22 protein-coding genes and 1 pseudogene are annotated in these 19,404 nt (G+C 71.7%); 13 read left to right on the top strand and 10 right to left on the bottom strand.

The window, feature by feature from the left end:
• Positions 1–19: 19 nt before the first annotated feature.
• Genes ACZ42A_RS08600 through ACZ42A_RS08585 form a run of 4 tightly spaced genes read left to right on the top strand, consistent with a single transcriptional unit; the run spans position 20 to position 2,964 of the window.
• Positions 20–571, top strand: a complete 552-nt coding sequence (locus ACZ42A_RS08600; protein WP_468526436.1) for a phosphatase PAP2 family protein — start codon at positions 20–22, stop codon at positions 569–571.
• A complete protein-coding gene (locus ACZ42A_RS08595) occupies positions 564–1,619 on the top strand; it encodes a decaprenyl-phosphate phosphoribosyltransferase (protein WP_468526435.1) in 1,056 nt (351 codons plus the stop codon). The genes ACZ42A_RS08600 and ACZ42A_RS08595 overlap by 8 nt, the downstream gene beginning before the upstream one ends.
• Positions 1,616–2,071, top strand: coding sequence for a GtrA family protein (locus ACZ42A_RS08590; RefSeq protein ID WP_468526434.1), 456 nt, complete (start codon positions 1,616–1,618; stop codon positions 2,069–2,071). Before ACZ42A_RS08595 ends, ACZ42A_RS08590 begins: the two co-directional genes overlap by 4 nt.
• The gene (locus ACZ42A_RS08585; RefSeq protein WP_468526433.1) at positions 2,059–2,964 is read left to right on the top strand and encodes a YihY/virulence factor BrkB family protein; all 906 of its coding nucleotides are present in this window, start codon (positions 2,059–2,061) and stop codon (positions 2,962–2,964) included. The genes ACZ42A_RS08590 and ACZ42A_RS08585 overlap by 13 nt, the downstream gene beginning before the upstream one ends.
• Here the strand turns inward: ACZ42A_RS08585 and ACZ42A_RS08580 are convergent.
• The gene (locus tag ACZ42A_RS08580) at positions 2,918–4,231 is read right to left on the bottom strand and encodes a D-alanyl-D-alanine carboxypeptidase family protein (RefSeq protein WP_468526432.1); all 1,314 of its coding nucleotides are present in this window, start codon (positions 4,229–4,231) and stop codon (positions 2,918–2,920) included. The genes ACZ42A_RS08585 and ACZ42A_RS08580 overlap by 47 nt on opposite strands.
• A 91-nt stretch (positions 4,232–4,322) precedes the next feature.
• Between ACZ42A_RS08580 and ACZ42A_RS08575 the strand changes: the two genes are divergently transcribed.
• The 3 genes and pseudogenes from ACZ42A_RS08575 to ACZ42A_RS08565 all read left to right on the top strand — a co-directional run bounded on the left by ACZ42A_RS08575 (position 4,323) and on the right by ACZ42A_RS08565 (position 6,504).
• Positions 4,323–4,562 (top strand): SCO4848 family membrane protein, encoded by a 240-nt coding sequence (locus tag ACZ42A_RS08575; protein ID WP_059252216.1) that lies wholly within the window; start codon positions 4,323–4,325, stop codon positions 4,560–4,562.
• 73 nt (positions 4,563–4,635) lie between these two features.
• Entirely contained in the window at positions 4,636–5,958 is a 1,323-nt protein-coding gene (locus tag ACZ42A_RS08570) for a metallophosphoesterase (protein WP_468526431.1), read from the top strand.
• 143 nt (positions 5,959–6,101) lie between these two features.
• Positions 6,102–6,504, top strand: a pseudogene (locus ACZ42A_RS08565) (ATP-binding protein).
• Between the two features lies 1 nt (position 6,505).
• Here the strand turns inward: ACZ42A_RS08565 and ACZ42A_RS08560 are convergent.
• The 4 genes from ACZ42A_RS08560 to ACZ42A_RS08545 all read right to left on the bottom strand — a co-directional run bounded on the left by ACZ42A_RS08560 (position 6,506) and on the right by ACZ42A_RS08545 (position 8,729).
• Complete coding sequence (locus ACZ42A_RS08560) at positions 6,506–7,249, bottom strand: TetR/AcrR family transcriptional regulator (RefSeq protein ID WP_468526430.1); 744 nt, start codon at positions 7,247–7,249, stop codon at positions 6,506–6,508.
• Between the two features lie 11 nt (positions 7,250–7,260).
• Positions 7,261–7,824, bottom strand: coding sequence for a thiol-disulfide oxidoreductase DCC family protein (locus ACZ42A_RS08555; RefSeq protein ID WP_468526429.1), 564 nt, complete (start codon positions 7,822–7,824; stop codon positions 7,261–7,263).
• Positions 7,821–8,210 carry a hypothetical protein gene (locus ACZ42A_RS08550; protein WP_468526428.1) on the bottom strand — a complete coding sequence of 130 codons (390 nt, stop codon included), beginning with the start codon at positions 8,208–8,210 and terminating at the stop codon, positions 7,821–7,823. The genes ACZ42A_RS08555 and ACZ42A_RS08550 overlap by 4 nt, the downstream gene beginning before the upstream one ends.
• A 108-nt stretch (positions 8,211–8,318) precedes the next feature.
• Positions 8,319–8,729: a VOC family protein gene (locus tag ACZ42A_RS08545; RefSeq protein ID WP_468526427.1), complete on the bottom strand. Its 411-nt coding sequence runs from the start codon at positions 8,727–8,729 to the stop codon at positions 8,319–8,321.
• Positions 8,730–8,797: 68 nt separating this feature from the next.
• Between ACZ42A_RS08545 and ACZ42A_RS08540 the strand changes: the two genes are divergently transcribed.
• Positions 8,798–9,127: a hypothetical protein gene (locus tag ACZ42A_RS08540; RefSeq protein ID WP_468526426.1), complete on the top strand. Its 330-nt coding sequence runs from the start codon at positions 8,798–8,800 to the stop codon at positions 9,125–9,127.
• Complete coding sequence (locus tag ACZ42A_RS08535) at positions 9,127–11,607, top strand: DUF4132 domain-containing protein (protein ID WP_468526425.1); 2,481 nt, start codon at positions 9,127–9,129, stop codon at positions 11,605–11,607. Before ACZ42A_RS08540 ends, ACZ42A_RS08535 begins: the two co-directional genes overlap by 1 nt.
• 73 nt (positions 11,608–11,680) lie before the next feature.
• Here the strand turns inward: ACZ42A_RS08535 and ACZ42A_RS08530 are convergent, their stop codons facing one another.
• The 5 genes from ACZ42A_RS08530 to ACZ42A_RS08510 form a co-directional block, all read right to left on the bottom strand.
• On the bottom strand, positions 11,681–12,448 hold the full coding sequence (locus ACZ42A_RS08530) for a succinate dehydrogenase iron-sulfur subunit (protein WP_468526424.1): 768 nt from the start codon (positions 12,446–12,448) through the stop codon (positions 11,681–11,683).
• Positions 12,448–14,202 (bottom strand): succinate dehydrogenase flavoprotein subunit, encoded by a 1,755-nt coding sequence (gene sdhA, locus ACZ42A_RS08525; protein WP_468526423.1) that lies wholly within the window; start codon positions 14,200–14,202, stop codon positions 12,448–12,450. Before sdhA ends, ACZ42A_RS08530 begins: the two co-directional genes overlap by 1 nt.
• 19 nt (positions 14,203–14,221) lie before the next feature.
• Positions 14,222–14,704 carry a succinate dehydrogenase hydrophobic membrane anchor subunit gene (locus ACZ42A_RS08520; protein WP_468526422.1) on the bottom strand — a complete coding sequence of 161 codons (483 nt, stop codon included), beginning with the start codon at positions 14,702–14,704 and terminating at the stop codon, positions 14,222–14,224.
• A 5-nt stretch (positions 14,705–14,709) separates the two neighbouring features.
• Entirely contained in the window at positions 14,710–15,090 is a 381-nt protein-coding gene (gene sdhC, locus ACZ42A_RS08515; RefSeq protein ID WP_468526421.1) for a succinate dehydrogenase, cytochrome b556 subunit, read from the bottom strand.
• 188 nt (positions 15,091–15,278) lie between these two features.
• Entirely contained in the window at positions 15,279–15,824 is a 546-nt protein-coding gene (locus ACZ42A_RS08510; RefSeq protein ID WP_468526768.1) for a 2-oxo-4-hydroxy-4-carboxy-5-ureidoimidazoline decarboxylase, read from the bottom strand.
• A 212-nt stretch (positions 15,825–16,036) separates the two neighbouring features.
• Here ACZ42A_RS08510 and ACZ42A_RS08505 point away from each other — a divergent pair, with 212 nt between their 5' ends.
• The 4 genes from ACZ42A_RS08505 (at position 16,037) to ACZ42A_RS08490 (ending at position 19,365) form a co-directional block, all read left to right on the top strand.
• A complete protein-coding gene (locus ACZ42A_RS08505) occupies positions 16,037–17,650 on the top strand; it encodes a beta-N-acetylhexosaminidase (RefSeq protein WP_468526767.1) in 1,614 nt (537 codons plus the stop codon).
• 23 nt (positions 17,651–17,673) lie between these two features.
• A complete protein-coding gene (locus ACZ42A_RS08500; RefSeq protein ID WP_468526420.1) occupies positions 17,674–18,177 on the top strand; it encodes a hypothetical protein in 504 nt (167 codons plus the stop codon).
• A gap of 108 nt (positions 18,178–18,285) precedes the next feature.
• Entirely contained in the window at positions 18,286–18,852 is a 567-nt protein-coding gene (locus ACZ42A_RS08495) for a hypothetical protein (protein WP_468526419.1), read from the top strand.
• 42 nt (positions 18,853–18,894) lie between these two features.
• Positions 18,895–19,365 (top strand): hypothetical protein, encoded by a 471-nt coding sequence (locus ACZ42A_RS08490; protein ID WP_468526418.1) that lies wholly within the window; start codon positions 18,895–18,897, stop codon positions 19,363–19,365.
• The last annotated feature ends 39 nt before the right edge of the window (positions 19,366–19,404 follow it).

Genomic DNA, 19,404 nt, shown 5'->3' with positions numbered 1-19,404 from the left:
GCGTGAACAGTGAGTCCACATGGACGACCTCCACGACATGGACCACCGAATCCTTTCGGCGCTCCGGGCCTACGGCGCCGACCCGCGCGTCGCGGCCGCCGCGCGCTCCCTGTCCTGGGCCGGTGAGCACGGGGCGCTGTGGCTCGCGGCGGGTCTCGCGGGAGCCGCCGTGGACGGCCCCCGGCGCGGCGCCTGGTTGCGGGGAACCGCGCTCATCGCGGGCGCGCACCTCGCCAGCATGGGAGTGAAACGGATCGTGCGCCGTCCGCGCCCCGCGCATGTCGAACCCCTGGTGCGCACCGCCGGACGGCACTCCTTTCCGAGCTCCCACGCCACCTCCGCCGCCGCCGCGGCCGTCGCCTACGGCACGCTCGGCACCCTCGGTGCGCAGGTGGTCCCGCCGCTCGCCGCCGCGATGTGCCTCTCGCGCCTGGTCGTGGGCGTCCACTACCCCTCCGACGTGGCGGCCGGCGCGGCGCTGGGGGCGCTCACGGCGCGCATCGGGGCGCGCTGGGTCCGGCAGGGTGTGCGCGACAGCGCGTACGACGTGACGGAGGCCGCCCATGACTGAGGCCGCGCCCACGACCAGCGGCGCACGCCCCCATGAGGCCGCGCCCATCGCCGGCAACGCACGCCCCCATGAGGCCGCGCCCATCACCGGCAACGCACGCTCCCAGGAGGCCGCCCTCCTGGAGCAGCGCCCACCCCGTCCCCGCCCACCCGCACAGCCGCACGAAGGCAGCCTCCTGGGGGGCCTGCTCAAGACCGCGCGCCCCAAGCAGTGGATCAAGAACGTCCTGGTCGTCGCCGCCCCGGCCGCCGCAGGACAGCTCTTCTCCCGCCACGCTCTCGTGCAACTGGCGCTGGTCTTCACCCTGTTCACCGCGTGCGCCGCCGCCGTCTACCTGATCAACGACGCGCGCGACGCCGAGGCCGACCGCGCGCATCCGACCAAGCGGCACCGCCCGGTCGCCGCCGGCCAGGTCCCCGTGCCCGTCGCCTACGCGGTGGGCGGCGCTCTCGCGGTCCTCGCGCCGACCGCCGCGGCCTGGCTGACGTCCCCGTCCGTCGCCGCGCTGCTGACGGCGTACGTCGGCATGCAACTGGCGTACTGCGTCAGCCTCAAGCACGTCCTGGTCGTCGACCTCGTCGTCGTCACCACGGGGTTCCTGATGCGCGCGATGGTCGGCGGACTCGCGCTCGGCATTCCGCTGTCGCGCTGGTTCCTGATCACGACCGGCTTCGGGGCGCTGTTCATGGTGTCGGCGAAGCGCTACTCCGAGGCCGTTCAGATGGCCGGAAAAGCGGGCGCCACGCGCGCGTTGCTCACCGAGTACACCACCGGCTACCTCCGCTTCGTGTGGCAGCTGGCGGCCGGCGTTGCCGTGCTCGGCTACTGCCTGTGGGCGCTGGAGGAGGGCGGCGACCCGCACACCGGGCTGCTGCCCTGGCGGCAGCTGTCGATGGTCGCCTTCATCCTGGCGGTCCTGCGGTACGCCGTGTTCGCCGACCGGGGCACGGCGGGCGAGCCCGAGGAGGTGGTGCTGCGCGACCGCGCGCTCGCGCTCATCGGCCTGGTGTGGATCGCCATGTACGGCCTGGCGGTGGCCGATTGGTGACCCAGGCGACCCGCCACCCCGGCCACCGGCCCCGCTCCCGCGAACTCCTCTCCTTCGCCGCCGTGGGCCTGCTCGCCTACGCCACCGACCTGGCCCTGTTCACCTGGCTCCGCGGCCCCGTCGCCCTGGATCCCCTGACTGCGAAGGCACTGTCCTTCGTGGCGGGCTGCACGGTGGCCTACGCGGGCAACGCGCTCGGCACCTACCGGGACCGCCCGTCGGACGCCCCCTGGCGCCGGTACGCGGTGTTCTTCGCGGTGAACGTCGCGGGCGCCCTCGTCCAGCTGCTCTGCCTCGCCGTCAGCCACTACGGCCTCGGCTACACCTCGCAGCGCGCGGACACCGTCTCCGGCGCGGGAATCGGCATGGCGCTGGCCACGGTCCTGCGCTTCTGGGGCACTCGGACATGGGTCTTCCGCGCGGAGGGCAGGTTGGGATCATGGACTGGCTGAAAAGGCTTCCCCTCGTCGGGCCGTGGGCCACTCGGCTGATGGCCACGCACGCGTGGCGCTCGTACGAGCGTCTGGACCGCGTGCACTGGACCCGGCTGGCCGCGGCGATGACGTTCACCAGCTTCGTCGCGCTGTTCCCGCTGCTGACCGTGGCCGCCGCGATCGGCGCCGCCACGCTCAGCGCCGACCGGCAGCAGGAGCTGGAGGACAAGGTCGCCGAGCAGATCCCCGGCATCTCGGACCAGCTGAACATCGGCGGGCTGGTCGACAACGCGGGCACCGTCGGGATCATCGCCGGTGCCCTGCTGCTGTTCACCGGCATCGGCTGGGTCGGCTCGATGCGGGACTGTCTGCGCGCGGTGTGGGAGCTGCCGGACGACGAGGAGAACCCGGTCCTGCGCAAGGCCAAGGACGGCGGTGTGCTGATCGGCCTCGGCGGCGCCATCCTGATCACGCTCGCCGCGTCCACGGTCGCCTCCGCGGCCGTCGGCTGGATCTCCCGTCAGCTGGGCCTCGCCGAACAGGGCTGGGGCAGCCTGCTGCTGAGGATCGCCGCCTTCGCCGTCGCCGTCCTCGCCGACTTCCTGGTCCTGCTGTACGTCCTGACGCTGCTGCCCGGCGTCGAGCCGACCCGGCGCCGGCTGGTGGTCGGCGCGCTGGTCGGCGCGATCGGGTTCGAGCTGCTGAAGCTGCTGCTGAGCGGCTATATGCAGGGCGTGGCCGCGAAGAGCATGTACGGCGCCTTCGGCGTGCCGGTCGCCCTGCTGCTGTGGATCAACTTCACCTCGAAGCTGGTGCTGTTCTGCGCCGCCTGGACGGCGACGCCCGGCAAGGAGGCGGACGAGGTCACCGCCGGCGACGGACCAGCTCCGGCAGCGGCCAGCGACGGTTGACCAGGAACGCCGCGCCGCCGAGCAGGACCAGCAGGCCGCCCGCGATCCCCAGGGCGACGCCCATGCCGCTGGAGCCGCTCCCGGCCGTGGCGCTCGCCACCGGCTTCTTGGAGCTGCCGCCGCCCGCGGCACCCCCGGCCTCGCCCGCGTCCACCGAGGCGGAGGCCGTGGCTCCCGGCTGGGCGCCGGGCTGGGCGGCGCCCTTGGGCGGCACCAGCTCGCCCACCGGCTCCACCTTGCCGGCCGCCTGGAAGCCCCAGTCGAAGAGCCGCGCGGTCTCCTTGTAGACCTCGTTGTGGTCGTTCTTCTGCGGGTTCATGACCGTGACGAGCAGCACCTTGCCGCCGCGCTCGGCGACTCCGGTGAAGGTGGCGCCGGCGTTGGTGGTGTTGCCGTTCTTGACGCCGGCGATGCCCTGGTACTGGGAGATGTCGTAGTCGCCGGTCAGCAGCCGGTTGGTGTTCTGGATCTCGAAGGTCTCGCGGACCGTCTTGCCCTTCTTGTTCTTCTTCGTCTCGCCGGGGAACTTCGCGCTCAGCGTCGAGCAGTACTCGCGGAAGTCCTTCTTCTGCAGCCCGGAGCGGGCGATCAGCGTCAGGTCGTACGCGGAGGAGACCTGGCCGGGAGCGTCGTAGCCGTCGGGGCTGACCACGTGCGTGTCGAGGGCCTGCAGCTCCTCGGCGTGCTCGTTCATCTCCTTGACGGTCTGGGCGACGCCGTCGTTCATCGCGGACAGCACGTGCACGGCGTCGTTGCCGGAGCGCAGGAAGACACCGAGCCACAGGTCGTGGACCGTGTAGGTCTCCTTCTCCTTTATGCCGACCATGCTGGAGCCGGCGCCGACGTCCGCCAGGTCCTCGGGCGTGACCTTGTACTTCATGTTCTTGGGGAACTTCGGCAGCAGGGTGTCGGCGAACAGCATCTTCAGTGTGCTGGCCGGGGCGAGCCGCCAGTGCGCGTTGTGCGCGGCCAGCACCTCGCCGGACTCGGCGTCGGCGACGATCCACGACCGCGCGGTGACGTCCTTCGGGAGCACCGGCACCCCGGCCGCGAGATTCACCTGGGTGCCCGGGCGCCCGAGCCGTTCGCCGCCGACGGTCGACATGTTCGCCGGGGGAGTGGCCGACGGACTGGCACTGGCACTGGCGCTCGTGGACGGAGTGGGCGTCGGCGCCGCGAGGGCGGCGGGAGCGGTCAGCGAAAGGGACAACAGGGTCGCGGAAGCGACCAGCAGCGGTCGCCTGGCGATCTTCTTGGGTGCGGGCACGAGCGAGAACGTACAGGGCAGGCGCGCCGAAGTCCCGTCTCCCTCCTCACCCCGGCGGAGGAACCGGACAGCGGGCGGCGATACTGAACTCATGAAACTGAGCCGCCCGATCTCCTGGTTCCTGCTCGCCTTCGGGGTGTGGAGCTGGGTCATCTGGGTCACTTTCGTCAAAAACCTGATCAAGGACAGCAGCGGGCTCGCGTTCGACGACGGTCACCCGACGGCGTACTTCTGGGTGCACCTGCTGCTCGCCGTCGTCTCCTTCGTATTGGGGACGGTCATCGGGGTCATCGGGTTGCGCGGACTGCGCGCACTGCGCCGTAAGTCATAAGGGCCGTAGGCCATAAGGGCCGCCGCGCCCGGTCACACAACCTCCCCCCCCCGGCCTCCAGGAGAGCCACGGCATGGTGATCGTCTTCCTGCTCGTCACGGTGAGCGTCCTCGTGGCGGCCAACTGGTACCTGTGGCGTCGCCTGTTCCGCGACACCACCCGCGCCCCGGGAGCGGTCCGCCGCGCGGGCGCGGTGCTGATCGCGGGCGGCTGGGCGCTCGCGGTCGCCGCGCTGGTCGCCGAACGCACCGGCGCGCCGTTCTGGCTCCAGCGCACCCTGGCCTGGCCGGGTTTCCTCTGGCTGGCGCTGTCGATCTACCTGCTGCTCGCCCTGCTGGTGGGCGAGGCCGTACGGCCGCTGCTGCGCCGGTACCTGGAGCGCCGCGACCGCGCGCGGACGCCCGTGGCGATGGAGGTGCGGCAGCCGGAGCCGATACCGGCGGGCGTGCCGCCCAAGGAGGCGGACCAGGCCGACGCGCCGGACGAGGACCCCGCGCGGCCCTCGGTCACCGATCCCGGCGACGCGCCCCGTGGACCTGTCGAGGACTCCCCGGAACCCGAGCTGTCCGGCCCCTCCCGCCGTCTCTTCGTCTCCCGCGTGGTCGCCGGCGCCGCTGCCGCGGCGGCCGTCGGCACGGTCGGCTACGGCTCCTACGGCGTGCTGCGCGGCCCGAAGGTGAAGCGGGTCACCGTGCCGCTGGCCAAGCTCCCGCGCGGGGCGCACGGTTTCCGGATCGCGGTGGTCAGCGACGTCCATCTGGGCCCGGTGCTCGGCCGGGGCTTCGCGCAGAAGGTCGTCGACACGATCAACGCGACCCAGCCCGACCTCATCGCGGTCGTCGGCGACCTCGTCGACGGCAGCGTGAAGGACCTCGGCCCGGCGGCGGCGCCGCTGGCCCAGCTCCGGGCCCGGCACGGGGCGTACTTCGTCACCGGCAACCACGAGTACTTCTCCGGCGCCGAGCAGTGGGTCGAGGAGGTACGGCGGCTGGGCCTGCGCCCGCTGGAGAACGATCGTACGGAGCTGCCGCACTTCGATCTCGCGGGCGTCAACGACGTGGCGGGCGAGGACGAGGGCCAGGGCCCGGACTTCGCCAAGGCGCTCGGCGACCGGGACACCGCACGCGCGTGCGTGCTGCTCGCCCACCAGCCGGTGCAGATCCACGACGCCGTCGAGCACGGCGTCGACCTCCAGCTCTCCGGCCACACCCACGGCGGCCAGCTCTGGCCCGGCAACCTGCTCGCCGCCGCCGCGAACCCGACGGTGGCGGGCCTGGAGCGGTACGGCGACACCCAGCTGTACGTCAGCCGGGGCGCGGGCGCGTGGGGGCCGCCGACCCGGGTGGGGGCACCGTCGGACATCACCGTGGTGGAGCTGGCCTCGCGGCAGGCGTGACCGGCCCGCGGCCCTCCGCCGGTCCATGGCCTGATTTCGCGGTCCCCCAGGGCAGCAAAACCGCCGCATCCGTCCAACCGGCACCAGGCGACCGCTCCGCACAGCACCATGTGTCAGAGGTGTGTGGGGGGTGAGGAGCAACCGTGGTGAGGCGCTCCGCGTTCCGGCTGCCCCGGCACCCGGCGTCCGTCGGTCTCGCCCGGCGCCGGGTACGGGAGCATCTGGCCGCCTGGGGGCACGGCCCGGACGATCCGGCGCTCGCGGACGCCGTCCTGCTGGTGTCCGAACTGGCCACCAACGCCGTACGCCACGGCCCCCGCGCGGAGGGTGAGTTCGAGGTCGCGGTCACCGCGCTGGCCGACGGCTCCTGTCTCGTCGAGGTCTCCGACGAGGCCCGCCAGGTCCCCCGGACGGGCACACCGGAGCCGTGGGAGGAGAGCGGCCGGGGCCTGCACCTGGTGGAGCAGGTGGCCGCCGCGTGGGGGGGTGTGGAGCCGGGGCAGCCACGGGAAGACGGTCTGGGCGCTCGTCGCCGCACGCTCCTGACTCAGGCGCCCCCGGACGTCTTGCCGGGATCGGGAAGCGCCCGCGTCATCCCCGGCAGGAAGTCCGTGAACAGCTCGTGCACCTCCCGGACCAGCGGCCGCAGCACCCGGAACCGGGCCAGCGACACGCCCCGCGCGGTGAGCCGGGCGCCGCGTTCGGCGAGCCGGTAGCTGCGCTGTCGGCCCTCGGTGCGGTCGAAGATCCAGTACAGGCAGAGTCCCATCTGGGACAGCCACATCAGCTCGGGCAGGATGTCCCGCAGCTCCTCGGGCACCTTGGTCTTCGTCGCCCCGGCCAGCACCTCCCGGTGGACGCTGATGGCCTCCACGCGCGCGTGCTCCGACTCCGGGGAGAACGGGCTGAGCGGGCTGTCCGGATCGGCGGCGTTCTTGAAGAACTGCACCGCGAACTCGTGGTAGGGCGTGGCCACGTCCAGCCAGGCCTTCAGCACGCCCGCCAGCCGTGCCTCCAGCTCGGTCTCCCGGGCCAGGACCTCGCGGACCGCCGCCTGGTGCTCGGCGGCGATCCGGTCGTAGAAGCCCTGGATCAGGTGCTCCTTGCCGGCGAAGTAGTAGTAGGCGTTGCCGACGGAGACCCCGGCCTCCGTGGCGATGGCCCGCATCGTGGTCTTGTCGTAGCCGCGCTCCTGGAACAGCCGCATGGCCGTCTCCAGGATCAGCGCACGGGTCTGCTCGGACTTGCTGGGCGCGTCGCCCGCACCGGGGGTGTCGTTCTTCGCAGGCACGGTAGGAGAGCCTAGCCAGTGGGCGGAGCCGCCTGCGGACCGGTGGGGCATGCCCCGCCGACGCAGCCGGGCGGGTCGTACCGCCAGCCGGAGCCGGGGTCGTAGGCCCACCCGTCGCCCGGCCACCGCCCCTCAACGAGGCGCTGCGCGCCGCCCCTTTCGATTGCCGCCCGGCGGTAGCCCCGCCCGCCCCACTGCGCGCCCCGCCACTTCGCCGCCGCCAGCACCGCCCCCCGGGCCAGCAGCGCCCCCGACGGGGTGCTGAGGCGATGCGCGAGTCCCCTGTGCTCGCGCAGCGCCCACAACGTCACGATCCACGCGGCCGTCCCCTGATACACCTGCCCGGCGTCCCCGACGACGGTGATCTCGTCAAGGGTGGTGCCGTGGTCCAGGCCGGGGAAGCGCCGCCGGGCCTCGGCGGACCCCGCGGGTACCAGCTCCAGCGGGACCAGCTGCGGCTGCCGGACCAGCCAGTCGTGCAGAAAGGCACACAGGCCGCACTCGGCGTCGTACAGAACGGTGAGCCGGCGGACCGGGACGCGCGCGGCGTCCCGGCCCTGGGCGGCGGCAGTCACCACGTGCCCTGCGGCGCGACCGGCGGGAACTGCTCGCGCTCCATCACCCCGCGCCGCCGGATCCGGTTGAGCACGTACACGTTGCCCAGGTGCATGACGCCCAGCACCAGCAGCACCACGCCCAGCTTGGTCGACAGGTTCTCGAAGATGCCGCGCGTGTCGGTGACCGTCTCGTCGTCGCCCAGATAGAGCGCCACGAAGCCCAGGTTGACCAGGTAGAAGCCGACCACGAGCAGGTGGTTGACGGCGTCGGCGAGCTTCTCGTTGCCGTGCAGCACGTCGGCGAGGAAGACCCGTCCGTTGCGGCTCAGCGTGCGGGCCACCCAGACGGTCAGGGCGATGCTCACCAGCAGGTAGATGACGTAGGCGACGACCGTACGGTCCATGTCCCCCACCCTTTCTTGAACGCGTTCAAAACGCTGACAGGGGAGACTGTAGACCTGTTTTTGAACGCGTTCAACCGAGTGGGTCGGCCTGCCGGTGTGACCCCCGACTCAGGGCCTGCGCCCCAGCTCCGGCCGCTTGCTGTAGTCCGTGAACCCCAGGACGTTCCCCCAGGGATCGGCGATCTCGACCGCCCATCCGGTGGCCACGGGGGAGGGCTCGTCGAGCAGTGCGATGCCCGCGCCGGCCAGCGCCTGGGCCGCCGCGCGGGCGTCCGGCACCTCCAGCCACACCCGCGGCGACGGCCAGGGCGGCGGCCGGTGCCCGAACTCCTCCTCCCGCCGCAGCAGCAGGCCGGGCGTCTCGCCCCCGACCTTCAGCAGCGCGATCCCGGCCTCGTCCAGCCGGAAGGCGGTCGCGAACCCGGCGCGCTCGTAGAACGCCACCGCCTCGCCGAGGTCGCCGACCGGCAACAGCACGTTGTCGAACCCGAGCAGTTCGTACGACTGGTCGTCTGACATACCGTCAGAATAGGTCGAGGAAGGCCTGGATCCCGGCATTGTCAGTGGTGGCCCGTACTGTCGTCGGCATGGCAGTGGTGACGTTCGTCGACGAGACGACAACGGGGGAGCGGAGCGCCGTCCGGGCGCTCGACATCGCCGAGGAGCGGCTGACCGTGCGCGCGCTGATCGGGCGCCGGGTGGCCGCGGAGACGGCCGCGTACAACGCGCGCACGACCCGCCCGGAGGACCGCCGAGATCCCGAGCGGCAGAGCGAACAGGCCCTGCGGGCCTTCGCCGGGAACGGCCTGCTCGTGCTGGTGGGAGACCGTCAGGTCACCGACCCGGACGAGGAGATCACCCTCGCACCCGGCACCGAGGTCACCTTCCTGAAGCTCGTTCCGCTGGTGGGTGGCTGATGATCACATCACCGTCCGAGTACGCCCGTCAGATGCGCGCGGTGGTGGCGCTGGTCACCGCCGAGGACACCGAGCGGCTGGTGCCGGAGCTGATCGCCCTCGGCGAGATGATCGACGGCCACTGGGGCACTGAGGGCCACAAGGCCGTCGAGGCGCTGCACGCCGCGGACACCCGCATTCAGGCCGCACTCCTGCGCGTCTTCCTCGACCGCTGTCTCGCGCCGGAAACGGCCCCGGCCACCCGCGGCCAGCTCGCCGCCCTGCTCCACAACCTCAGGAGCCGGAAACTGGCCGAGAGCCCGGTCCGCGAGGAGCGGGCCGCGCTGATCGACCTGCACGCCCGGCGGGAGACGGAGTACGAGACCCGGCAGCTGATCCGTCTCGCCGAGCAGGAGATCGCCGACGGCCGTGACGTGCCGGGCGAGTTGGTCGCGGTGATGCGCCGCTCGCAGCTGCTGCAGTGGGGCGGCGCGGACGAACTGGGCGACTTCCTCCAGCGGATCGCCGCTCCCGTGGTCAACCCGGGGGAGGCCTGGGCCGACCAGGCGCTGACCGACCTGGCCGGGCTCGGCCCGGACTGGCAGCGGCTGCTCGCCCACGCGGCCACCGCCACGGCCCCGCGCCCCTCCGCCGCATGGGAGCACACCGGCCGCGCGCTGATCGACGCCGTCGGCGCCGACGCCGTGCGCGAGCGGCTGCTCTCCTGGCTGGGACTCGTGGGCCGGCCGCGCACCCGCCCGCTGCTGGTGGCCTACGAGGGTTCGCCCGTCAACGACGTCTTCGACGCGTTCAACGCCAACGCCGTGCGCGGCCTGGCCTGGCTGCTGTCCTTCCTGCCCCCGCACGCCGGCACCGCCCGCGCCCTGGGCGCCCTGGTCGAGACGGCCCTGCGCAGGGTTCCCGGGCACGGGCCGGTGAACCCCAAGGTCGCCAACGCGGCCGTCAACGCCCTCGCCCGCATCGACGCCGAGCCCGCCCTCGCCGAACTGGCGCGCCTCGCCGCCCGCGTCACCTACAAGGGCACCCTCAAGCTCCTCGACAAGGCACTGGACACACGCGCGCGTGAACTCGGCCTCGGCCGCGAGGAGATCGAGGAGCTGGCCGTGCCGGTGTACGGCCTGACCGAGGTCGGCCGCGCGGAACACCGGCTCGGCGGGGCCACGGCCCTCCTCGAGGTGCACGGCACCAAGGCGGTCCTCACCTGGACCAACGCCGACGGAAAGACCGTCAGGACCGTGCCCGCCCCGGTGCGCCGCGACCACGCCGACGAGCTCAAGGAGCTGAAGGCGGCCGTCAAGGACATCGAGAAGATGCTCTCCGCGCAGAGCGAGCGCCTGGACCGCCTGTTCCTCGCCCGCCGCACCTGGCCGTACGCCGCCTGGCGCGAGCGGTATCTCGACCACCCCCTCGTCGGCACCCTCGCCCGCCGCCTGCTGTGGACGGTCGACGGCACCCCGGTCGCGTATACGGACGGCGCCCCGCGCACCCTCACCGGCACCCCGGTCACCGACGGCCGCGAGGTGGAGCTCTGGCACCCGGTCGGCCGCGAGCCCGACGAGATCGCCGCCTGGCGCGACCGGCTGGAGGAGCTCGGCATCACCCAGCCGTTCAAGCAGGCCCACCGCGAGGTGTACGTCCTCACGGACGCCGAACGCGCCACCGGCACCTACTCCAACCGGTTCGCGGGCCACATCCTGCGCCAGCACCAGTTCCATGCCCTGGCCGCGGTCCGGGGCTGGCGCAACAAGCTCCGCCTGTACGTCGACGACGAGGTCCCGCCGGCCACCCGCGACCTGCCCCGGTGGGGTTTGCGCGCCGAGTACTGGATCGAGGGCGACGGCGACCACCACGACACCACCGACTCCGGCAGTTTCCTGCGGCTGCGCACCGACCAGGTCCGCTTCTACCCGATCGACGCCCCGGAGAACTCCGCGCACTGCTGCGGCGGCGAGTACCGCATGTGGCTGCGCGACGGCGCGGACCCGGTGGACCCGATCCCGCTCGCCGACATCCCGCCCCTCGTCCTCTCCGAAGCCCTGCGCGACGTCGACCTGTTCGTCGGCGTGACCAGTGTCGGCAACGACCCGACCTGGCAGGACGGCGGCCCCGCGGGCCGCTTCCGCGAGTACTGGACGTCGTACGGCTTCGGCGCGCTGAGCCAGAGCGCCGAGACCCGGCGCGGCCTGCTGGAGCGGCTCATACCGAGGCTCGCTCTGGCCGACCGCTGCACGGTCGACGGCCGCTTCCTGCACGTCGAGGGCGACCGCCACACGTACCGGATCCATCTCGGCTCCGGCAACGTCCTGCGCACGCCGAACGACCAGTACGTGTGCATCGTCCCGAAGACCGGCCCGGCCGCCCCGCAATCCGGTTACCTGCCCTTCGAGGGCGACCGGATGCTGGCGGTGATCCTCAGCAAGGCGATGCTGCTGGCGAACGACACGGCCATCACGGACCCCACGATCCTCAGCCAGCTCTGACCGGCCGGACAACGACCGTGGGCCCCGCTCCCGAAGGGGAGACGGGGCCCACCGGGGCACGCGTGCCGGCGTATCAGTAGCGGCGCGTGATCAGCGCCTTCTTCACCTCGGCGATCGCCTTCGTGACCTCGATACCACGCGGGCAGGCGTCCGTGCAGTTGAAGGTCGTACGGCAGCGCCAGACGCCGTCCTTGTCGTTCAGGATCTCCAGGCGCTGCTCGCCCGCCTCGTCACGGCTGTCGAAGATGAAGCGGTGCGCGTTGACGATGGCGGCCGGGCCGAAGTACTGCCCGTCGTTCCAGAACACCGGGCACGAGGAGGTGCAGGCGGCGCACAGGATGCACTTCGTGGTGTCGTCGAAGCGCTCGCGGTCCTCGGCCGACTGCAGCCGCTCACGGGTCGGCTCGTTGGTGTCCTTCGTGATCAGGAAGGGCATCACGTCCCGGTACGCCTGGAAGAACGGCTCCATGTCCACGACCAGGTCCTTCAGGACCGTCAGGCCCTTGATGGGCTCGATCGTGATCGGCTTCTCGGGGTTGATGTCCTTGATCAGCGTCTTGCAGGCCAGACGGTTCTTGCCGTTGATCCGCATGGCGTCCGAGCCGCAGATGCCGTGGGCGCAGGAGCGGCGGAAGGTCAGCGTGCCGTCCAGGTCCCACTTGATCTTGTGCAGACCGTCGAGGACGCGCTCCTTGGGGTCGATCTCCAGCTGGAAGTCTTCCCAGGTCGCCTCCGCCGAGACCTCCGGGTTGAACCGGCGGACCCGGAAGGTGACGGTGATGTACGGGGACGCGGCAGCCTGGGCGTCCGCCTCCGCCTTGTCCAGAACAGGGGTAGCCATCAGTACTTACGCTCCATCGGCTGGTAGCGGGTCTGCACGACCGGCTTGTAGTCGAGACGGACGGTTTCGGACCCGTCGGCGCCGACCTCGCGGTACGCCATGGTGTGGCGCATGAAGTTGACGTCGTCGCGGTTCGGGTAGTCCTCGCGGTAGTGACCGCCGCGGGACTCCTTGCGGGCCAGCGCGGAGACCGCCATGACCTCGGCGAGGTCGAGCAGGTTGCCCAGCTCGATGGCCTCCAGCAGGTCCGTGTTGAACCGCTTGCCCTTGTCCTGGATCGCCACGTTCTTGTAGCGCTCGCGCAGCTCGGCGATCTTCTCGACGGCCGTCTTGATCGTCTGCTCGGTGCGGAACACCATGACGTTGGCGTCCATGGTCTCCTGCAGCTCCTTGCGGAGCTGGGCGACCCGCTCGTTGCCGGTGGAGTTGCGCAGCCGCTCGATCTGCTCGACGACGAACGACTCCGGGTTCTCCGGCAGCTCGACGAAGTCCGCCTTCTGCGAGTACTCCGCCGCCGCGATACCGGCCCGCTTGCCGAACACGTTGATGTCCAGCAGCGAGTTGGTGCCGAGGCGGTTGGCGCCGTGCACCGACACGCAGGCGACCTCGCCGGCGGCGTACAGACCCGGCACGACGGTGGTGTTGTCCGCCAGGACCTCACCCTCGACGTTGGTCGGGATACCGCCCATGGCGTAGTGCGCGGTCGGCTGGATCGGGATCGGGTCCGTGTACGGCTCGATGCCGAGGTACGTACGGGCGAACTCGGTGATGTCCGGGAGCTTGGCGTCCAGCTGCTCCGGCGGCAGGTGGGTGAGGTCCAGGTAGACGTGGTCGCCCTCGGGACCGCAGCCGCGGCCCTCCCGGATCTCGGTGTAGATGGAGCGGGACACGACGTCACGGGACGCCAGGTCCTTCATGACCGGCGCGTACTTCTCCATGAAGCGCTCGCCGTCCTTGTTGCGGAGGATGCCGCCCTCACCGCGGGCGCCCTCCGTCAGCAGGATGCCCATGCGCCAGATGCCGGTCGGGTGGAACTGGAAGAACTCCATGTCCTCCAGCGGGATGCCCCGCCGGTACACGGCCGCCTGGCCGTCACCGGTCAGCGTGTGCGCGTTGGACGTCACCTTGAAGAACTTGCCGCAGCCGCCGGAGGCGTAGATCACGGCCTTCGCCTGGAAGACGTGGATCTCACCGGTCGCCAGCTCGTAGGCGACGACACCGGCGGACTTCTTGACGCCGTTCTCCTCGGTGATCAGCTGGTCCAGGACGTAGAACTCGTTGAAGAACTCCACGCCGTGCTTGACGCAGTTCTGGTACAGCGTCTGGAGGATCATGTGGCCGGTGCGGTCGGCCGCGTAGCAGGACCGGCGGACCGGGGCCTCGCCGTGGTTGCGGCTGTGACCGCCGAAGCGGCGCTGGTCGATCGTGCCGTTCGGGGTCCGGTTGAACGGCAGGCCCATCTTCTCCAGGTCGAGGACCGAGTCGATGGCCTCCTTCGCCAGGATCTCCGCGGCGTCCTGGTCGACCAGGTAGTCACCGCCCTTGACCGTGTCGAAGGTGTGCCACTCCCAGTTGTCCTCCTCCACGTTGGCCAGCGCGGCGGCCATGCCGCCCTGCGCGGCGCCCGTGTGGGAGCGGGTGGGGTAGAGCTTGGTCAGGACCGCGGTGCGGCTGCGCTTCGTCGACTCGATGGCCGCGCGCATACCGGCGCCACCGGCGCCGACGATGACGGTGTCGTACTTGTGGATCTTCATGATTCTCGCAGCCCCGTGCCTAGCGGATGTTCGGGTCGAAGGTGAAGATCACCAGCGTGCCCAGCAGGATGGTGAACACCGTGGCGGTGTAGAGCAGGCCCTTGAGCCACAGCCGGGTGTTCGCGCGTTCCGCGTAGTCGTTGATGACCGTGCGCAGGCCGTTGGCGCCGTGCAGCATCGCCAGCCACAGCATCAGCAGGTCCCAGACCTGCCAGAACGGGGAGGCCCAGCGGCCGGCCACGAAGGCGAAGCCGATCTTGGAGACGCCGCCGTCGAGCACGAGCTGGATCAGCAGGTGGCCGATGACCAGGACGACCAGCACCACGCCGGACAGGCGCATGAAGAGCCAGGCCGCCATCTCGAAGTTGCCCCGGGTCGACTTCGGGGTCTTCTTCGTGCGCTTGCGGGGGGCCTCGATGTAGGGCGCCGGGTTGTCGACGCTGTAGCCGACGGCGTCCTCGACCGGGCCGATGCCGGAAGCGGGGGTCTCAGTGGTGGACATGGGCGTCAGCTCCCGAAGAGTTCACGAGCGGCGTGGCCGAGGACGGGGTAGATCGCCCCGAGCATCAGCACGACCCAGATGCCTACGACGGTCCAGAGCATCTGCTTCTGGTAGCGCGGGCCCTTCGACCAGAAGTCGACGGCGATGACGCGGAGGCCGTTGAGCGCGTGGAAGAGGATGGCGGCGACGAGGCCGTACTCCAGCACGGCGACGATCGGCGTCTTGTAGGTGGCCACGACCTCGTCGTAGGCCTCGGGGGAGACACGGACGAGTGCGGTGTCCAGCACGTGCACGAACAGGAAGAAGAAAATGAGGACGCCGGTGACTCGGTGAGCCACCCAGGACCACATTCCTTCCCGTCCGCGGTACAGCGTTCCAGCCGGCACGGAAGAACCCTCCGGGAGCGGGATTGGGGCCTGCCGGCTTCGGTGTCGGACGGGCCCGGCCGGGTACGGTCCACCGGCCCCCAGCATCGTAGCGACGGTTGCCTGCGGCGCTTACGCGGGGCCTGTCGGTGTGATCAAACTGGCACGCGGATGGGTGAGGCCTGCGGCTTTTGGGGTGGGAGGTCCTGCTATATGCCGGGTGCGGCGCCGTTTGGGCTGGTCGCGCAGTTCCCCGCGCCCCCAAGCATCCTCACCAGCCGTCCCTTTGCGAGGCGCCGGAGTTCGTCCACCGCGATGACCCGCTCCTCTTCCGGATCGTTCGTCAATCGTGACCGGATGGATGTCAGGACGTGGTTGAGGGCTTCGTTCGGCGATGCGCTGTTCACGCTGATGACGAACACGTGTCCGAATCGAGCCTCGTAGGCGGCATATGCCGCGCTCAATGCGGTATGTGCCGCCTCGTACGTTCCATCCGGAAGGTCCGGCAGGGACTCCGCCGCAAGCGCCTCCGCCATATCTCCCGGCGTCAGGTCGTACGCCGCCTCGTCGGCGGCGGCCAGGAGGGAGTCCAGGTCGGGGTAGGGGCGGTGGGTGGCCACGCGGGCTGCCCAGCGGAGGCTGTGCAGGCAGGTGAGGAGGGTGCGCCGGGCGGATTCGGCGGGTGCGGCGTTGAAGACGTCCAGCGGGGGTATGGCGAGCCGGCTGGGCAGGTCGGGGAGACGGTGCGCGGGCAGCGTGGGTCCTCGAGGAAGGTGTGAAAGTTGTGCCACCACGTTATCGAGAGTGGTCACGGTGTGTCCGACGGATGCCTGAATTTCACCCGCACGGGAGAGTTTAGGGACCTGTGGTCGACGTCTGCCGTCAGCTTCGGGCTTACGTTGTCGGCGTGAGCCAGCACAGGCGCCGACTGCCGGCGACGAAGGCGAGGCGGCGGCGGACGGCCGCGATGGCGGCCGGGGCCGCCGCCGTGGTCGTCGCGGCCGGGGTGGGGCTGGGACTGTGGGCCGGCGGGGGTGACGGGGGCGGCGGTGGGGAGCCGGTGGGGTCGGCTCGGCGGACCTCGGTCGAGGAACCCGCCGGGCGCGCGCCCACCCTGCCGGAGCAGGGGCGCCAGCCGAGTCCGAGCCGGAGCTACCCGCTCTCCTCCGCGCCGCGCACCATTCCCGCCGTACGGGCGCACACGCCGGCGCGGGGGCCCGGCTGGCGGCCGGAGGGCGCGCACCGGGTGGTGGTGAGCGACGCCGACCTCGCCGACGAGGGGCGGCTGATCGCCGGTGAGCTGGGGATGACGTACGGCGGGGCGAAGGGGGACGTGCGGGCCGGGGACGTACGGCTGGCGCTGAACGACGACGAGGGGGCGGATCCGGAGTCGTACACCATGACCGTGCGCGGCGGCCGGGTGACGATCAGCGCGTCCGACGACGCGGGCGTCTTCTACGGCACCCGCACGCTGAAGCAGGCCGTGCGCGGCGGCGGCACGGCGCCGGAGGGCGTGGTGCGCGACGACCCGGCCAAGCCGCAGCGCGGGTTCATGCTGGACATCGCCCGCAAGCACTTCGACGCCGGGTGGATCGAGGACCGGGTGCGGGAGCTGGGGGATCTGAAGTTCAACGAGCTGGGCCTGCACTTCTCCGACGACCAGGGCTTCCGGATCGCCTCCGACACGCATCCGGAGGTCGTCTCGAAGGACCACCTGACGAAGGCGCAGGTGCGGCGGATCGTCGAGCTGGCGGAGAGCCGGCACATCACCGTGGTGCCGGAGATCGACTCGCCCGGACACCTCGGGGCCGTCATCACCGCCCACCCCGGTCTGCAACTGCGGAACGCGCAGGGCATCGTGGCGAGGGGCGCGGTCGACATCTCGAACCCGGACGCCGCCGAGATCGTCGACGACCTGCTGAACGAGTACGCCGAGCTGTTCCCCGGCACGCCCTGGCATCTGGGCGGCGACGAGTACCGGGCGCTCACCGCGGCCGACCCCGAGACGGCGTATCCGCAGCTGGCCGCCGCCGCGCGGGAGGCCTACGGCGCCGGCGGCACCGTCGCGGACCTCGCCACCGGCTGGCTCAACGACCGCGCGGAGACCGTCCGGGTCCAGGGCAAGACCCCGCGCGCGTGGAACGACGGCTTCTACCGGGGCACGTCCGTGCGGGCCGACGAGCGGATCCAGGTCGCGTACTGGACGGGCAAGGAGATCGGGGCCCGGCCGCCGGCGGAGTACCTGAGCGCCGGGCGCCAGGTGATCAACTACAACGACGAGTTCCTGTACTACGTCCTCGGGCAGCCGCAGACCTTCGTCTATCCGACGGGGGAGCGGATCTACGAGCAGTGGACACCTCGGGTGCTGCGCGGGACGGAGGCCGTGCCCGAGCGGTACGACGGGCAGATCCTCGGCGGGACGTTCGCGGTCTGGTGCGACCTCGCCGGCGCCCAGACCCAGGACCAGGTCGCGGCGGGCATCCGGATGCCGCTGCGGGCCACCGTGCAGAAGCTCTGGAACCCGGGTGGACCCTCGCTTTCCTGGGCCGAGTTCAGGACACTGGCGGACAAGCTCGGCTGACACGGGACGGGGGGCGGCTGGAGATGGGCTACTGGGGGTACTTCGTCGTGGGCCGCGCGGAGCGGCCGCTGGACGGGCTGACGGCGCTGGCGGGGATGGAGGGGCTGCGGCCGCACCGTACGGCGCCGGGCGGCTGGCAGGTGTGGGAGTGGCCGAGCGCGGACGGCGAGATCACCGGGATGAGCGCGCTGGCCCGCGAGACCGGGGCGCCCGCGCTCTTCGGGTACGTGATGGACAGCGCATGCGTGGTCGTGGAGGCGGCGGGCGAGGAGAGCGGGGTGTGGACGACCTGTCTGGCGCGGGCGGCCACGGCCCGGTATCTCGGCGCCGCCAACGAGGGGCTGACCCTGGAGGACTACTTCCTGCCACCCCGCGACGCCGCCGAACGGGCCGTCGCCTGGGCGGCGGAGGCCGGGCACACGGTCCCCGCGGAGCCGCTGTACGACGTCCTCACCGCCGATCCCGACCCTGTGGCCGAAAAGCTTCTCTTCCTCCTCCTCGACCGGCTCGGCGTCGTCCCCCTGTGACAGAACTCGGCGGTCGCACGCAGTAAGGGGAAGTGCGGGCTCCGTTAAGGTCGGCGCCCAGGCAGGCCTCAGCAGGCCTCGGTACAGGCCCGGACAGGGAGAACGTGGATGAGCCTGGTGGAACTGATCGCACAGGCCGACGAACGCGGACTGGCCGTCAGCGGACTGGCTTGTTTGGATCGGTGCGTGCCGCTGCTCGGCGGTGACGACGAGGTGCTGCGCCCGCTGTGGGCGAACCTCGTGGACGGCGGCGACGCCGGCGCGTGGGGCGGACTGCTGGAGCGGGTGCGCGCCGAGCTGGGCGTCGCGGACGTCATGGACGCCGAGGACGTCGAGGACGAGGCCGCCCTGCTCGTCCGGCGGATGCTGGCCGCCGCCCCGGCCATCCGGTCGGCTCCCGAGGCGCGGGTGTGGGCCGACGCCTGCTCCGTCGCCGCCCTCCAGGTCCACCGGCTGCTCGACCCCGCCGAGGACGCGGACTCGGTCGAGTCCCGGCGCACCGGCCGTACGGACGGCATGTCCCCGCTCGTCGCCGCCGAACTGCGCCGCCAGGTCACCGTTCTCGAACTCCTCGCCGAACACGGCACCGGCGGCCTGCGCCGCGCGCTGGACGTCTCCACCGAGGGACGCCGGGTGCTGCGAGCGGTGGTGTCGCGCCGGGCGCGGCACGCGTAAACCCACGTCGGAGCGAGAATCCTGTGACCGTCCTGCGGTCGGATGGGGCGGTCCTGCGCCGGTTGCGAGAAGCCGCCGCATGCGCGTGACGGATCTCCGGCCCGGCGCGCTCTTCCCCATGTGACGACGACACAGCAGGAGATCAGGCCCTCCGCCGCGACCAAGCCGGCGCGGTGGGCGGCGGACGCGGTCGCGGCGATGCGGGAGGGGGCGCGGATGCGCCTCGACTACTCGGCGCAGAGCCTGTGGCGCGTCGACCGGTTCATCGACGAACTGCGCCGCGAGGACACCCCGTACCCCGCCGTGGAGTCGGTGCTGCGCGGTTTCGGGGCGTACGCCGGTGAGGTGATCGTCCGGCAGACCGGCGCGGAGTGGTGGGCGAGCGGCGGCGACCACTGGGTGCGCACCCCGGACGGCCGGCTGTGGGACCCCATCGACGAGGCCCGCCGCTGCTTCGCGGGCGACGGCTCGCTGCGCCTGCTGTGCCGGGACGCGACAGCGCCCTGCCGTTAGCGTCCACGCGGAACGGCCGGGGCCCCGCGGACGGGACCC

Source organism: Streptomyces sp. NPDC030838, assembly GCF_055572035.1.
The sequence above is the reverse complement of the archived record's forward strand: the minus strand, read 5'-3'. Positions and strand labels throughout refer to the sequence as shown.